Annotated in this window: 9 protein-coding genes; 6 read left to right on the top strand and 3 right to left on the bottom strand. The window is 39.1% G+C overall.

Features of this window, described 5'->3' with window-relative positions; all coding sequences use genetic code 11:
• Window positions 1–1,829: 1,829 nt before the first annotated feature.
• Window positions 1,830–4,025 carry a primosomal protein N' gene (locus ACFILY_RS04020; RefSeq protein ID WP_375637558.1) on the bottom strand — a complete coding sequence of 732 codons (2,196 nt, stop codon included), beginning with the start codon at window positions 4,023–4,025 and terminating at the stop codon, window positions 1,830–1,832.
• A 1,150-nt stretch (window positions 4,026–5,175) separates the two neighbouring features.
• On the opposite strand from ACFILY_RS04020, the gene fsa reads away from it, so the two are divergent.
• Complete coding sequence (gene fsa, locus ACFILY_RS04015) at window positions 5,176–5,829, top strand: fructose-6-phosphate aldolase (RefSeq protein WP_273790517.1); 654 nt, start codon at window positions 5,176–5,178, stop codon at window positions 5,827–5,829.
• Here the strand turns inward: fsa and lptE are convergent.
• Both lptE and leuS read right to left on the bottom strand, forming a co-directional pair.
• Window positions 5,826–6,434 carry an LPS assembly lipoprotein LptE gene (lptE, locus tag ACFILY_RS04010; RefSeq protein ID WP_375637557.1) on the bottom strand — a complete coding sequence of 203 codons (609 nt, stop codon included), beginning with the start codon at window positions 6,432–6,434 and terminating at the stop codon, window positions 5,826–5,828. The genes fsa and lptE overlap by 4 nt on opposite strands.
• A complete protein-coding gene (gene leuS / locus ACFILY_RS04005) occupies window positions 6,421–9,063 on the bottom strand; it encodes a leucine--tRNA ligase (protein ID WP_375637583.1) in 2,643 nt (880 codons plus the stop codon). Before leuS ends, lptE begins: the two co-directional genes overlap by 14 nt.
• A 165-nt stretch (window positions 9,064–9,228) precedes the next feature.
• On the opposite strand from leuS, the gene ACFILY_RS04000 reads away from it, so the two are divergent.
• From ACFILY_RS04000 to ACFILY_RS03980, 5 genes are all read left to right on the top strand, one after another.
• Window positions 9,229–9,918 carry a YggS family pyridoxal phosphate-dependent enzyme gene (locus tag ACFILY_RS04000; RefSeq protein ID WP_375630908.1) on the top strand — a complete coding sequence of 230 codons (690 nt, stop codon included), beginning with the start codon at window positions 9,229–9,231 and terminating at the stop codon, window positions 9,916–9,918.
• Window positions 9,919–11,698: 1,780 nt separating this feature from the next.
• On the top strand, window positions 11,699–13,642 hold the full coding sequence (acs, locus tag ACFILY_RS03995) for an acetate--CoA ligase (protein ID WP_375637556.1): 1,944 nt from the start codon (window positions 11,699–11,701) through the stop codon (window positions 13,640–13,642).
• A 534-nt stretch (window positions 13,643–14,176) separates the two neighbouring features.
• A complete protein-coding gene (ftsE, locus tag ACFILY_RS03990; protein ID WP_273723097.1) occupies window positions 14,177–14,836 on the top strand; it encodes a cell division ATP-binding protein FtsE in 660 nt (219 codons plus the stop codon).
• The gene (locus ACFILY_RS03985; protein ID WP_273790524.1) at window positions 14,829–15,782 is read left to right on the top strand and encodes an ABC transporter permease; all 954 of its coding nucleotides are present in this window, start codon (window positions 14,829–14,831) and stop codon (window positions 15,780–15,782) included. Before ftsE ends, ACFILY_RS03985 begins: the two co-directional genes overlap by 8 nt.
• Before the next feature lie 4 nt (window positions 15,783–15,786).
• Entirely contained in the window at window positions 15,787–16,452 is a 666-nt protein-coding gene (locus ACFILY_RS03980) for a YdcF family protein (protein WP_375637555.1), read from the top strand.
• Window positions 16,453–16,940 lie beyond the last annotated feature (488 nt).

Below are 16,940 nucleotides of genomic sequence, written 5' to 3'. Positions count from 1 at the left end.
AACACCACAAATCGCTGCTTTTCAAAAATTTTAATAAAATATTCAAAATATTTTTGAAAAGCATTTTTTTAGATATACAGGATGGCATCACAGTTTTTTTATGCCTCTTTTTGACATTCTCTGAGCGATTTTTTCACTCTCTTTGATTTTTCTTCAAACGCTCTTGTCACCAAACGCTCTTGTCACCATAACAAAACATTCCCTTTATCACCACAAAACCTTTAACGAAAGACGACGGCGACTGAAAAAGTCTATTATTTCAAACTGATAAGAAAGAAAAAACAATGAATATCCTCCTAAAAATTAAAGAAAAAATTGATCTTTTTTCTTCAAACACCCACTCCTTTTAAAAAATTTTACCAAGTAATATTTTCTTGTAAGCACACTCTTTTAATATACAAAACATTGATTTATAATGATAATATATCATTTTTCATACCGGATGAGCTTCAAATATCGAAAGATTCTCTCTTTTCAAATTTTTTTATCAAAATCACTCCCTTGCTTCATCACAAACAAAAAAGGAAATGATTAAAGAAAACAACACCTCTTATAAACGCTCTCAAGTACTAAGAGTTTTCGTAATACTCAAAGCTAAATAATAAATGGCGCCATTTTATACCTTAATGAAATAAAGATGGGGAGCCTTAACGTGGTTTTTTCATTCATGAAAGCTTTGATATTCTACACTCGAAAAACATCGTAAAATGAATTCGAGTATGCTGAGAAACATTTGCTTAAACAAGCATATGAATGTAGTAATACAATAGATGTTCTGTAATATTCCGCTTTGGGCGTTCTGCTTTACATGAAAAATGTGCCCCCATTAGAGAACGAAAGTAATAAAAGCATGAAACAATGGATAATCTCCATTTCACGACAGCGCCTATGAATGCTATAATGGTAACCCCATTGAGCAGCCCCATCTTTACACTTATGAAAGAACAAGCCGGCACCATCACACACTTTGCCATCTCCCAATTTTACGACAGCCCTTAATTCTTGAGATGATTAGGTATTTTGGTCCTCTCTTGTATAGTTTTACGCGACACAGGCTCCCCCATCTGTAACATGCAAACGAATGGTTTTGATTGATCAATATAAATAGATTTTAAATAAGAGAATCCTACGATAGTTGAGACTATAATATGAATAACGGCATATTATCACTATAAATCAATATTTATTATTTATAAAAATTATTATTATGGACGCTTTTGAAAATTCTAGAGCCGAATGAATAAAAATGACAACGATGAATGCTCATTTTGACCTTCACGTTCCAAAATGAGTCTGTGTTCTCGTCAAAGATAAATAAAATAGATATATACAATATTCTCGCCCTAATCTAGCATACAAACGCAGGTACGACTCGTACAGCGCTGATACATCTTATGAACGCTGCTTCATAAGGCTTTAAGGTCAAATAACATCAAAAACACGTCCCTCATTAAGCCCACATAGCGTCACTTTATATGGCACTATATTGCACTGATTTAGAAAAAGCATAGATCAATATCAATTTGAACGCGAACGGAACTGGGTATTTTGGGTGTACAGCTAAGCATTTTAAGCCCTTATAAAAAGAATCCGCCTATCAAAAGAATACTGTCCCTCATACAAAAAAGGAGTAAAAGCCGAAATGATAGTGCCCTCGAAGAAGAGAGGCGCTTCTGCTGGTTTTATAACAAAGATATTTTTTCCCGTAGCTCTACTTAATGCAATGTACATGTATCATATTTTGCTGCCTGAATGCTTATTCTGAATAATATAAGAGTTCAAGTAAAGCACCTTAAGCAAAGAGACCTTCACTTTATGCGATACTGGTTTTAGAAAAAACTTTGCGGATCAATATCAATTTGAACCCGAACGGAACTGGGCATTTTGGGTGTACCGCTAAGCATTGCACGTATAAACCCTTGTATATCAAAAGAACGCTGTCCTTGCAGCAAAAGCCGAAAACGATAACGCCCCCGAACCAAAGCCAAAGGCGCTTCTGCTGGTCCCATAACCGAGATATTTTTTTCCCGTGGCGCTGCTTGACGCAATGCGCGCGCATAATGTTCTGCTGCTTGGCGCTGTTGTGCAGAGATAATCAAAGAGGCAAGCCGCCCATAGGGAGGCAAATGATAATGCTGACGCGCTGCAATCTCACGTGTGTAAAAATCTTCTGGCTGGCATGCAAGTAAGGCTTTGATAACCGGATGATCTGGTTGATAAGTTTGCAATAATCCTAAACTTTTCAATCCCACACGCCCTGCTCTTCCGGTAACTTGAGAAAGCAGCTGATAGGTACGTTCACTTGCGCGTAAATCGCCATTGGCAAGACCAAGATCAGCATCAATAACGCCAACCAGAGAGAGCTTGGGAAAATGATGTCCTTTAGCGACTAACTGTGTTCCAATAATAATGTCCACATCGCCATTTGCAATGGCTTGTAATTCGCTTCGCAACTTCCCAATCCCTCCTTTGAGATCTGTTGAAAGGATCAATGATCGCGCTTGAGGAAAAAGCATTTGTGTTTCTTCGGCAATTCTTTCCACACCCGGTCCACAAGCCACGAGATGATCTAATGTCCCGCATTCAGGACAGGCTTGAGGAAGTGGTTCATGATATCCACAATGATGACATTTCAGTTGCCCTTGCGCACGATGTTCGACCAACCAACTTGAACAATCGGTACAATGAAAACGATGTCCGCAAATTCGGCATAAAGTTAAAGGTGCATAACCACGACGATTAAGAAAAAGAAGAGCTTGTTCGCCCTTATCAAGCGTTTGTTTTAAAGCCCTTTCAAGAGCAAAGGAAATAAAGCGCCCCTTTTGCACCCCTCCTTGGCGCATATCAACCACCCGCAACTGTGGAAGTGCAGCTTCTTTAAAACGGGAAGGTAAATGCACCTTTTGATAACGCCCTTTTAAAACATTGGCTTGGCTTTCAATCGACGGTGTGGCTGAAGATAAAATAACAGGAAAATGCTCAAAAGAGCCCCGTGCAACAGCCATATCACGCGCATGATAAAAAATGCGCTCTTCTTGTTTATAAGCGCTATCATGCTCTTCATCGACAACAATCAAGCCAAGCTCATGAAAGGGAAGAAAAAGCGCCGAACGAGCCCCCGCAACAACACGCACCCGCCCTTCTGCAACTTGTCGCCAGACGCGTTCTCTACGACGTGGCGTCAAATCAGAATGCCATTCTGCTGCCGCAGCGCCAAAACGTGTATAAAAACGATCTAAAAACTGCTGTGTTAAAGCAATTTCCGGCAATAAAATTAAAACCTGCTTGCCCTCTTTAAAGGCTTGAGAAACCGCTTCAAAATAAACCTCTGTCTTTCCTGAACCCGTAACACCATTAAGCAAAAAAACTTGAAACTGAGAAGATAAAACACCTTCCCGCAATAATGTTGCTGCTTCACTTTGCGCTCCCTGCAACTGAGGGGGACAAAAATCAGGATCAGGCATTGCCACAAGATCAGGAGCAGGAACCTTAACATCTTCAAAAATTCCTAGCGCTTTTAAACCTTCAACAACAGAAACCGAAGTTCCAGCCGCATGTGCCAGACCAGAACGTGTCCATATCTTCTCACTGCGCACCAATTCCAAAACCCGTGACCGCGCTGGTGTGAGACGTTCTACATTTCCACCACAATATCGCAAACCCAGCATCTGCGCTTCCGGCTCTAAAGCAGCCGGTACCGACAAAACCAATCGTGCTACAAGACCAAAAGGCGCCATTGTATAGCGACTAACAAAACGCAAAAATGTGATCATTTCTGCTTTTAATGGGGGGCAATCAAAAACATGAAGCAGAGAGCGTAATTTTTCACGCGCCACCGAAGCAGACTTGTGACCATCGGCTGTCTGCTCTCCAACATCTACAACAAAACCGCAAAGCTCACGCCCCATCAACGGAACCCGAACAAAGGAACCAACGTTCACCTCCATAGAAGATGGAACTTTATAACTATAAGCGTGAGCAACAGGAAGAGGAACCAATACGGATACAATCTTTTCCTCTATCATGTTTGAATTCATCTTGTAAACCAATCTACGACCTATTGAGCATCAACAAGTCTACACCTTATCTTTAAACACTCTTATAAAATTCATTGCAGGATTCAATCCCCCCTTATCACAACACTTTTCTAACAAAAATTCTTTTTAACACGCATTCCATCACCAAAGTGCCAATAAAAGGACCAATCTCATCGTCTATAATAAAAAACTCTATAGCAAAAAAACAGCACTATTCTTCTGTGTAAATAAAACGCATCACTATTAAGCATTCAACATGCTATCGGTTAAGTGCATCCTTCAACAAAGCGATCCCATAGTGTGACCTCTTCCCAACGCACACTTTTATTTTTTTACCGCCTCATATCTCAATTTATCTTCAACAAACTGATTTATAAAGATATAATCATCATTTTACCTATTGTAATAAAAACCCTCCATACGATGATTTTTTTTCATTTCAAACCCATCGAGGAACATTTGTAAATCCTTATTGATAAAAAAGTATCCCATGATTTTAATTATAAGGAGAATAATATTGCAAATGGAGCCGTTACAATATTCACCTTGGCTTTGTGCCAAAAAGTGAAAACACGTGTATACATCTTTCAGCTTGATTGAAAATCAAGCAACAATACAAGCAGCACAAAAGCGTATTTTTGAAGAATGGGGAAAACAGAATAAATCAATGTAATTGACCATAAAAAAACCCTTCATGCGTAAAATTTTACAGGCGTTCTTCAACAGTGTTTTACGACAAAATAAATCCATCCGCTTTCATCAAAAACAAAGTTAAACATACCCCCTAAAAAAGGAAGGTATCTTATGATGCACTCTCAAATATCAAGAGCAATCGCAAATAGGAAATGAGCAAAGTGTTTGATAATGCTAGCTTATTTCCATAAATATAAAAACACCGCTACGCAAAGATGCCAATACGCAAAAATGTTGGTACGCAATGAATTCTATGCCTTATCACGAGCAACACTATGAAATGGGTGTGGAAACGATAAATCATATTTCTTTACCGAAAACGGATACATGATTAACACCATAGCATTCTTGTTCTTTACACAGATATTAATTCTTTCTCTTGCTTTTGCAGTCAACAATAGCGCATAACAAAAAATAGGATAAAGCTAAAAAAAAGAGGTTAGAGATGAAATTTTTTGTGGATAGCGCCAATATTGAAGAAATTCAAGAGTTACAGAATTTAAGCCTTGTTGATGGTGTTACCACCAATCCCTCTCTTATCCTAAAATCAGGACGCAATATTCTTGATGTTACAAAAGAAATTTGTGCTCTCGTTAGCGGACCTGTTTCTGCTGAAGTTGCAGCAACGGAATTTGAAAGCATCATGAAAGAAGCAGCTGTTTTAGCAAAGGTTGCCGACAATATTTGTATCAAGCTTCCTTTAACACTCGATGGATTAAAAGCCTGTAAAGCTCTCACAGCAGCAGGACTAAAAACAAATCTCACACTTTGTTTTTCTGCCAATCAAGCCTTATTAGCCGCCAAAGCAGGCGCAACATTCGTTTCACCTTTTATTGGTAGACTTGATGATTGTGGAAATGATGGAAGTGAACTGCTTCATGAAATTCGCACAATTTATGATAACTATAACTTTGAAACACAAATCTTGGCCGCTTCAATCCGCACCGTTAATCATGTCAAAGAAGCAGCACTAAGCGGTGCTGACGTTGCAACAGTTCCACCAGCAATCTTAAAAGCACTAGTCAAACATCCTCTCACCGACAAAGGGTTGCAAATATTCCTCGACGACTGGAAAAAAACAGGACAAAATATTGCTTAATGTCTAGAAATTTTATTGGAAAGATCTTTTGAAAGTAACAAAAAGATCTGTTCAGCCAACTCTTCCGCAACACGTTTTTTTGCATCTTCTTCTGCTTGCAGCGTTGCATATTCTTGACGAAGTTGCTCAAAAGATGCATTCATCATTGCTGTTCCTTTTGCAACAAGAGTATTTTTCATATCCTGCAAAGTATAAGAAGCTCTGCTCATAACAGTTCCAACAGAAGGTCGTCCCTTTCTCTTTTTCTCGAAATCAACCTCTATCTGCATAGATTCTCTTGTAAAGACGGATATCTGCAATGCCAATTTATAAGTAGGTAGAGAAGGTTTAGCACCATTTCCATACAAAAGAAAAAGCAGATGATTGCGCACCATTTGACCAAAACGATCCGAAGGTTCTTCCACAACAATAGAAGCAAGCTTTTGCGCTAACCCCAAAGAAGCTTGTCCAGAAGGGTATCCAGAAGCAGGATTCCCATAAGAAGCAGAATCCATTGTCATTGCACTCTGCAACTCTTGACGGTAAAGCGGTTCAACTTTGCATCCACACAACAGTGTGAATACACCAGCTAAAATGACAAGAATAGAACTTCTAAAAAACGACATTCACAATCCTTTGTGGAACAACAATGATTTTTTTCACAGGCTTTTCAACCAGCTGCGCCTTTACAAAATCTAACGCCAAAACCGCTTCTTTAATCATCACCTCATCAGCAGTTGCTGCAACGCTCACCTCACCGCGTTTTTTACCATTAATTTGTACTGGCAAAGTATAGCATTCCGCAACGGTTAACGCACGATCATAGACAGGCCAAGCAAGCGCAGACATTAAAGTTTTTCCTCCTAAAGCAGCATGACATTCTTCTGCTAAATGGGGCATCATGGGTGCAATCATGGCAAGAAAAAAATCCATAGCTTGACGTAAAGAAGCTTTCATTTCATCGTCAACACTTTCTATCCTATTTAACAACGGTGCCATAATATTCAAGAATTCATAAAGGCGTGCAATAGCCCGATTAAAAGCGAATTTTTCCAAATCATCTTCTACAGCGCAAAGCGTGCGATGTGCGACCTTTGAGAGTTCCAAAGCCGCCCCCTGATGCCCTGCACAAGGCGCCACATCCTTTAAAATAGAAGCACTCACAGCCACATGGCGCCAAACACGCTGTACAAAGCGATGTGCACCTTCAACACCAGATTCTGTCCAAATGACATCCCGCTCGGGAGGAGAATCTGACAACACAAACCAACGCACAGTATCAGCGCCATAAGATGCAATAATATCATCAGGATCAACGACATTCTTTTTTGATTTTGACATTTTCTCAATCAAACCAATCGTCACTTCACTTTGATCGGTTAATTTATAAGCACACCGCTTTCCATCTTTTTCAACAATCGAAATTTCTGCTGGAGAAACCCACCCTTGATCATCCCGATAGGTTTCATGCACCACCATCCCTTGGGTAAAAAGCCCCTTAAAAGGCTCATCTACCGTCACATGACCGACCAATTTCATAGCACGCATAAAAAAGCGCGCATAAAGAAGATGCAAAATGGCATGCTCAATTCCACCAATATATTGTTGCACAGGCAACCATTCAGCTGTTGCTTGTTTGTCAACAGGTCCCTGCGCAAAAGGAGCCGTAAAGCGTGCATAATACCAAGAAGAGTCAACAAATGTGTCCATGGTATCGGTTTCGCGTTTGGCAGGTTGACCACAGGAAGGACAAGTAACATTCTGCCACCTTTCATGTCGTGCAAGAGGATTTCCTGGTTGATCAAAAGTAACATCATCAGGCAACACAACCGGTAAATTGGCACGTGGAACAGGAACAACCCCACAAGTTGTACAATGGATCATCGGAATGGGACACCCCCAATAACGTTGACGCGAAATCCCCCAATCACGCAAACGAAATTGCACTGTTTTCTTCCCTTGCGGTTGCCCATTGAGCATTTGTTTTTCAAGCTTTTTAGCAGCTTCTTCAAAAGCTTGTTGGGGTGTTAAACCATCCAAAAAACTGGAATTGATCATCACCCCATCACCCGTATAAGGTGTTTCAGTAATAACAAAATCTTCTGCTTGCTCTCCTTTTGGCAAAACCACGGGTTTTATTGGAAGATCATATTTACGCGCAAAATCGAAATCTCTCTGATCATGAGCTGGACAACCAAAAACAACCCCTGTTCCATAGTCCATAAGCACAAAATTCGCGATATAAACGGGAATATGTACTGTTGAATCGAAAGGATGAACAGCCAAAAGGGGCGTGAGAAACCCTTGTTTTTCAGCTGTTTCAAGTGCTGCTGTTGTCGTTCCACCACACCGACAATTTTCAATAAAAGCACTCAACGCTTTGTCTTTTTTTGCCAAAGCTTGTGCAATAGGATGATCAACAGACAGAGCCAAAAAGGAAGCGCCAAACAGTGTATCAGGACGTGTCGAATAACAAACAACCTCATCAAATGTCTCACAAACTTCATTAGCATCACCCGTCGACTTTAATGCCCAACGAATCAGCAAACCTTGTGATTTTCCAATCCAATTTTTCTGCATGGTGCGAACTTTTTCCGGCCATTGCTCCAGCTCTTCAAGCCCAGCCAAGAGATCTTCACTAAAATCGCTAATTTTGAAAAACCACTGCGTCAATTCACGCTGTTCTACCAACGCACCAGAACGCCATCCCCGCCCATCAACAACCTGCTCATTGGCCAAAACGGTGTGGTCAACAGGATCCCAATTCACCTTAGCTACTTTACGCGCAACCAAACCCTTCTGATAAAAATCAAGGAACAACATTTGTTGACGATGGTAATATTCCACATCACAAGTCGCAAATTCACGCGCCCAATCTAAAGAGAGCCCTAATTGCTTTAATTGCCCGCGCATCACAGCAATATTCTGATAGGTCCAAGTTTTAGGATGCACTTTACTTTGCAGAGCAGCATTTTCAGCCGGCATACCAAAAGCATCCCACCCCATGGGATGAAGCACATTAAATCCCTTTGCCCTTTTATAGCGTGCAACCACATCCCCCATGGCATAATTGCGCACATGCCCCATGTGAATACGGCCAGAAGGATAAGGAAACATTTCTAAAACATAATATTTTTCACGAGCATCTTCTTGAAGAGTCTGAAAAATTTTCTTTTCATCCCAAATTTCTTGCCATTTTTTTTCTCTCGCACGTGGATTATAGCGTTCGCCTATATTATAATGTCCAATTGTCATTCCCATTATACTCTTTTAATAAAACAGAACCAAAAACTTGTTTTATTATGCTTGACCATGGATTAACCTCATCGTCAACATTTTCGTGAAATATTTCCCTAAGTATTTTATAAAACTTTAAAAAAAACGACCAACTCTTGAACAAAAAAGGTAAAGCACAAAAATATGAATACACAAACGCCCCTCGATGCCCCTTCCGTTGAAGCATGGCAAAACCTTCAAAAAGACATTGCAGCAATATGCCAAGAGCTACAACGCCCTGTAGAAGAAATTGAACTTATCGCTGTTTCAAAAACTGTTTCTGCTATTGATATACGACCCCTTTTGCAAGCAGGCCAATCTTTGTTTGCAGAAAACCGCGTACAAGAAGCAGCACAAAAATGGCCTGCTTTACGTCAACAATTTGAAAATATTAAACTCCATCTCATCGGTCCCCTACAATCAAATAAAACAGCAGAGGCGGTAAAACTTTTTGATGTCATCCAAACGGTTGACCGTGAAAAAATAGCCAAAAGCCTAGCTGAAGAAATGGAAAAGCAAAAAAAGCATCTCCCCTGCTATGTTCAGGTTAACATTGGCTTAGAACCGCAAAAAAGTGGTATCGCACCACAAGAAGCTACATCTTTTGTCAACCAATGCAAAAACAAGTATGGACTCGATATCATCGGACTTATGGGCATCCCCCCTGTCGACGAAAACCCCGGCCCCTATTTCGCGCTCTTAGCAAAATTAGCAAAACAAGCAGGTCTTCCAAAGCTTTCCATGGGCATGTCCAGTGACTTCAAAACCGCTCTACAGTTTGGCTCTAATGTCCTTCGCATTGGCTCTGCTTTATTTGGAAAACGCCCTGTGTAAAGCAATTCCCCCTTCATATAAATTCCCATTGAAAATTCTACGAACAAACCAAAAACAGCAGAAATGAGAAAAAATATTTCCTTCAATATCAATAAAAGAGCAATTCTAGCAAAAAAGATTCCAGTCCCTCTTTCATCCTGTTAGCAGGATAAGCAAAAAAGCTGGTTTCTCAAATTTCTCACCGGCACATCCACAACACGTACAATAGCTTCAAGATAGCATTGCAATTTGGCTCTCATATTCTCGCACATTGGCTCTACTTTACTCCCCTCTGACCGCCTCTCCAGCAAAAGCAATATAAAAAATAAATCCTTATATAAAGGCAAAATGATAAGAGGGGCGTTGCGCATGAATGAAAAAACTGTCGCGAAATAAATAATTGCAAAAGAATATTGAATAAGATCATCGCAATGATTTCCATTGAAAATCATGAATTCTCTTAACTTCTCCAACACGCGTAAACAATTTCCCCACATGCCAATGGCATAAAGCAGACAAAAAGAGGCTTATGGTTACATAATACAGTAACAAAACTCTTTCATGTAAGTCACTTGAGCAAAATAAACATCTCAAATGCTCAATAGAGCACCAAGAACCGCGCTAAACAACATGATAGCAATCTATAAGGTTAACGATAGCATAGAGGCTTTCCATGCTCTACAAAGCATAACATACGGTCAATATTCGCCTGAAAAATAAAAGAACGAATCCCGTGCATATGCGCATAATACATGCACGCAAAACAATGGAAATGAGAACGATTTCAATAACGATATTCCTTTATCATTATTCCTTTGTCGATCTCGTAAACAAAGAGAAAAACTTCAACTTTTCATATGCCTAATTTTTCTAATTTTAAACTTTAATTAAGGAAAAACAGGGGATATTTCTTATATTTTAAAATATTGCAAATAATATTATTATCTTCTTAAGAAGAAGATTTCATGTATACATAGTATAGATATTATTTATACAGTATTTTTATTGTTATTTTTAAAATTTATCTTTGACATTTTTCTAAAAATACATGATAGCCATTTGAAATGTATCATTATGATACTACTTTTAATGTAGATAATTAAGGAGAATTAATATTTTTGGTTCATGCAGCACATTCGGTCATATAGCGACAAAGATATCTCTCTGAAGTTAAATAATTTTGTAAGTATATTTGTAAGAATATACCAAATTAAATATCTACATCTGTGGATAAAATAATTTTCAGAGATATCTATTGTGGATCACATCTTATAATCAGAATTTTTTTATAATGAATATTTGTTATGAAATCGTAAGAATGTTTTGTATTCTCATTGTCTTTATCCCTATTATATGCTATTGGTTTTTAAAAATGGTAGTTACATTTGGAAAGTAACTATAAAATAAACTTTATATACAGTAATTCTTTTCATTATTTTTGATATTTTGGTTTAATTAATTATTAATGAACTTATTCTTATTTGAATAAGGGAATACAAAATAAAAAACATTTAAAGCGATAATCAATAAAGCACCTTCATCTCCCTTTTTATATGATATTTTTTAATGCCTTTGTGCGTTTATAAAAGGCTCTATACCGCAATAGACTTTGCCACATTTAAATATCCTAAAAGCATAAAATACCTTTTTAAGAAAAACGTATCAGATTTAAAAATTGACTATTCTAATCTTTGTCATTTAGTCTAACCTCACAATGAAAAGCTTTTGGGAAAACTCTGCCACAAATATAACCATACAAAAATACAGAGGCAGATTTTCAAAACAATAAAAAGAGGGAAACATGACTGAAAAAATCTATCCAGTATCAGAAGAGATCAAAAAAAATACTTTACTCGATGAGGAAACTTATCAACAATGGTATCGAGAAAGCATCGATGATCCAGAAAGCTTCTGGGCAAAACATGGTCAACGCATTGAATGGTTTAAACCTTTTACAAAAGTAAAAAACACTTCTTTTAACGGAGATGTCTCCATTCAATGGTACGAAGATGGGATAACAAATGTTACCTATAATTGCATTGATCGCCACCTGAAAATCCATGGAGACAAAATCGCGCTCATTTGGGAAGGAGATAATCCTTATCATGATAAAAAAATAACCTATAACGAGCTTTATGAACATGTTTGTCGTTTTGCTAATCTTTTGAAAAGCCGTGGCATTAAGAAAGGCGATAAAGTAACCATTTATCTCCCCATGGTACCCGAAGCAGCCTATGCTATGCTTGCTTGTGCTCGCATTGGAGCTATTCATTCGGTTATTTTTGCTGGCTTTTCTGCTGAGGCAATAGCAGGACGCCTTGTCGATTGTGAATCAACCTTCATTATTACCGCTGATCAAGGCTTGCGTGGCAGCAAACGGATCAACTTAAAAGACAATGTTGATCATGCCATTGAGATAGCCGCGCGCCAAAACGTGCAGGTGGACCAAGTCATGGTTATACGGCGAACTTGTGGACCCATTCAATGGGTAGAGGGGCGTGATTTTTGGTACCACGAAGAGATAGCTCATGCCAAAACAGCTTGTCCACCAGAACCAATGAATGCTGAAGATCCACTTTTTATTCTTTATACTTCAGGCTCAACAGGCAAACCTAAAGGTGTTTTGCATACCACAGCGGGCTATCTTGTTTTTGCCTCGATGACTCACCAATATGTTTTTGATTACCACCCCAATGAAGTTTACTGGTGCACGGCTGACATTGGTTGGATAACCGGTCATTCTTACTTGGTTTATGGACCTTTATGCAATGGTGCGACCACTTTAATGTTTGAAGGCACACCAACCTTTCCTGACAAAGGCAGATTCTGGGAAATTGTCGACAAACACCAAGTCAATACGCTCTATACAGCACCAACAGCTATCCGCGCCTTAATGGGAGCAGGAAATTCGTTTGTTGAACACTCAAACAGAACATCGTTGCGTCTCTTAGGCACGGTAGGAGAACCGATTAATCCAGAAGCATGGGAATGGTTTTATCATATAATTGGAAATGACCGTTGTCCGATTCTCGATACATGGTGGCAAACGGAAACAGGAGGGCATATGATCACGCCCTTGCCCGGTGCAACACCCCTCAAAGCAGGATCGGCCACACGTCCTTTTTTTGGTGTTCAACCCCAAATTGTTGATGCCCAAGGCAATGTTTTAGAAGGTGAAGCAGAAGGCAATCTTTGTATCAGTGATTCATGGCCCGGACAAATGCGCACACTTTATAAGGATCATGAACGCTTTATTCAAACTTATTTTTCCTCCTATAAAGGAAAATATTTTTCAGGCGATAGCTGTAGGCGCGATAGCGACGGTTATTATTGGATCACAGGACGAGTTGATGACATTCTCAATGTCTCGGGGCACAGGTTAGGAACTGCTGAAATTGAATCAGCTCTTGTTTCTCATCCCGCTGTATCAGAAGCAGCTATTGTGGGTTACCCGCATCCCATTAAAGGACAAGGAATTTATAGTTTTGTGACTCTCATGGAAGGAACAGAGCCAAGTGAAGAATTGCAAAAAGACCTTATCAAGCATGTGAGACAAGAAATAGGCTCTATTGCCATATTGGATAAAATTCAGTTTGCTCCGCAGCTTCCCAAAACACGATCAGGGAAAATTATGAGACGTATTTTACGAAAAATCGCTGAAAACGATTTTGATACTCTCGGAGATATTTCAACCCTTGCCGAACCACAAGTTGTTGAAGATCTGATTGCCAACCGACAAAACTAAAAAACACGACGCAATACAACATACGGTGGTTTTTGTTTTTTTGCTAAAATTATCTCAGCATTATTACGAAAACCACCAAGGAGAATAAAAAACAAAACAATGCATGAGAAGCTCAATCATTCTAACAACAAACGCTTTTTTTCATAACAGGTAAGAAATAATTTAAGCAAAAACCTCAAGATTGGGATGCGAACAAGAATAAGAAAGTAAGATAAAAAGAGCAACATAGCTTTTTAAAATCACCCAATGTCCACTCAATGCAAAAAAAGCCTCTGAGTAAGAAGGAAAAATAGTTCTGATGTTTATGCTAGAATCCCTTTGAAATTCCTGCTAAAATCATAAATAAAGCTAAAAAAAGAAAGTATAAGTGATAATATTCTTGAGCAAAAATATTTATCGATAACGAGGGTGTATAAAAAATATTGAAAACCATGAAATCTAAAATAAACAAGCTTACAACAAAAATCTAAAGCAATGAAAGTAAGAGTTTTTAGAATAAATGATGCAATATAAAATCAGGAGTAATAATAAAAAGTGATTCATTTTGAAAATGTCGGCCTACGCTATGGAATGGGCCCTGAGGTCCTTCGTGATATTAGCTTTCATATTCCTCCTGGATCATTTCAATTTCTCACAGGTGCCTCTGGAGCAGGGAAAACATCGCTGATGCGTCTTATGTTTTTGGCACTCAAACCCACCCGCGGTCATATTGATCTCTTTGGAACAGACACAGCATTACTCAAACGACAAGAGCTCCCTGCGCTGCGACAACGTATCGGTGTGGTTTTTCAAGATTTTCGTTTACTCGACCACATGACCACTTATGAAAATGTCTCCTTACCTTTACGCATTAAAGGACAAGAAGAAGCAACCTATCGCAGTGAAGTGGAAGATCTTCTCTGTTGGGTAGGTCTTGGAGATCATATTCATGTTTTACCACCGGTTCTTTCCGGTGGGGAAAAACAAAGGGTAGCCATTGCACGCGCACTCATTGATCAACCTGAAATTCTACTTGCCGATGAACCGACTGGAAATGTCGATCCGCCCTTGGCAAAACGCCTCCTCCGTTTGTTTATTGAATTAAACCGTTTTGGAACGGCTGTTATCATTGCCACCCATGATATTGCCTTAATGGAACAAGTTGCAGCACGGCGTATGCTTCTCCATAACGGACGGATGACGATTCATGAATAAGTCTTTCCCCATTTTTACAAGCAATAAAAAAAATACAACAGCGATTATTCCCAGTGGTAATATTTCTGGAAAAGCATTGGTTGCCGTAATTGCTATTATGACATTTCTTTCAAGCCTCACCTTAATCGGTGTTGATTTAGTCCAACATGCTGCCCAAAATTGGAGTAATCAGATTAGCTATGAAGCAACAATACAAATACGTCCCATTGACAATGTTGATATCAACAAAGCACTCCGTGATGCCGTACAATTGGTTAAAACATTTTCTGGTGTACAAGATGCAAAAATTGTTGACCAAAAAGCTACAGAAAAGTTACTGGAGCCATGGCTTGGAACAGGCTTCAATGTCAATGAACTACCCCTTCCCCGCCTCATCATTGTGACCCTGAATGGGGATGAAAAAATCAATTTTGCAGCCATTAATCACGCCATTAAAACCCAAATTCCAGGAGGTCAATTTGATGATCACCGTGTTTGGGTTCATCGTTTTGCGACCATGGCACACACCACTGTTTTCATTGGTTTTTCAATTTTAGCATTGGTTCTAGGCTCTCTTATCCTCACCATCATTTTTGCCACCCGCAATGCATTGGCAGAAAATACACATATTATCAATGTCTTATATTTCCTTGGTACTGAAACTCTTTTCATTGCCCGCCAATTTGACTGGCATTTTTTTAAAACCGCGCTGCGTGGTTCTTTATATGGTGGTCTTACAAGCATATTTCTGTTTTCAGCCTTTTGTCTCTGGACGAATTATAACTTGGGAAGAGTGGAAGCTAGCCAAATAACAGCTTTGTTTGGACATCTTTCCATAAGTTCCATCCCCTACGGAAAAATCATTTTTCTTATTATTTTCGTTTCTTTTCTTACCACCCTTACAAACCGCATGACTATTTTAACACAACTGAAAAAAATCGATCAATGTGAAAACGGTTTATTTTAATTTTATGACTCACAACACTTACAACTCATTGACGCAAAACAATTTAGAACGTCCTCTTCCAAAACGGCTCCACTATAGTTGGTCTCCCCGCTTTTTATTTCGCTATTTTCCACCGACAACCCTTACTCTTTCAATCATTGTTTTCATTTTCTGGAGCGGTTTTATTATTTTTTCTGAAAAAACTGAACGACTTTCTCCCCCACAGCCTCTCCCCAAAGCTGATGCCATCATTGTGCTGACAGGCGGAGAAAACCGAATAGAGACAGGACTTAATCTCTTACAAAGGGGGCTTGGTTCACGTCTCCTCATCAGTGGTGTAAATACCACAACCAACCTGAAAAGTCTCATGCATAACATGCATATTACCCGACGGCTTATCTCCTGTTGTATTGACATCGGGCATCAAGCGATTAACACCAGAGGAAATGCTAAAGAAAGCGCCGATTGGATCAAAAAACACCACTATAAAACCCTTTATATCGTCACCCATGATTACCATGTGTGGCGCTCGATGCGAGAACTTAAATATTTAATGCCTGATATCCATTTCATTGCCTATCCTGTTAAAAAGCACAATGCTGAAAGCGCAATACAACAGATCAATCAAATCCGCATTCTCATATTCCAATATATTAAAACGCTCCAAGTCTATATCAGAACCGCATTCTAATCTTTATCCTTCTGACTTTTTAAAAACCTTGCCATCTTCTGACCTCTTCATACCTTTCTCTCATACTCTTCCACAAGAGGTTGCTTCTATAAAAGCTCGACAGAGCTACCTTCATACAACACAGAACACCCCACAATACATGTATCACTGTATTGCACATTCACCCAAAACATCTCTTACATCCCAAACATATCTCACAGCACGGGATCTGTACATGCCATCTCAATATATAAGCTCTTGTAAATAGAGCCCCCAGACAACTATAAGATCTCCCGACTTGTTATAGGAGATCTATTGATACCACCGTCTTTACGCTTCATAAAAATGCAAACCACCCCACCCTATATTTTGCCGCCCCCCCCAAGTATTACGATAGCTCAAGCCTCTTGGGATGATTGGTAAGAGGCATGCATTACGCCTTTCTTAAACACAAACATACCAACCTCGTATGACATGCAAAAAAATACTTTTAATAGATTTAAAATGAG

It is taken from the genome of Bartonella sp. CL25QHWL (genome assembly GCF_042195335.1).
GTDB lineage: Bacteria > Pseudomonadota > Alphaproteobacteria > Rhizobiales > Rhizobiaceae > Bartonella.
This window is presented reverse-complemented; position numbering and strand designations above follow the sequence as displayed.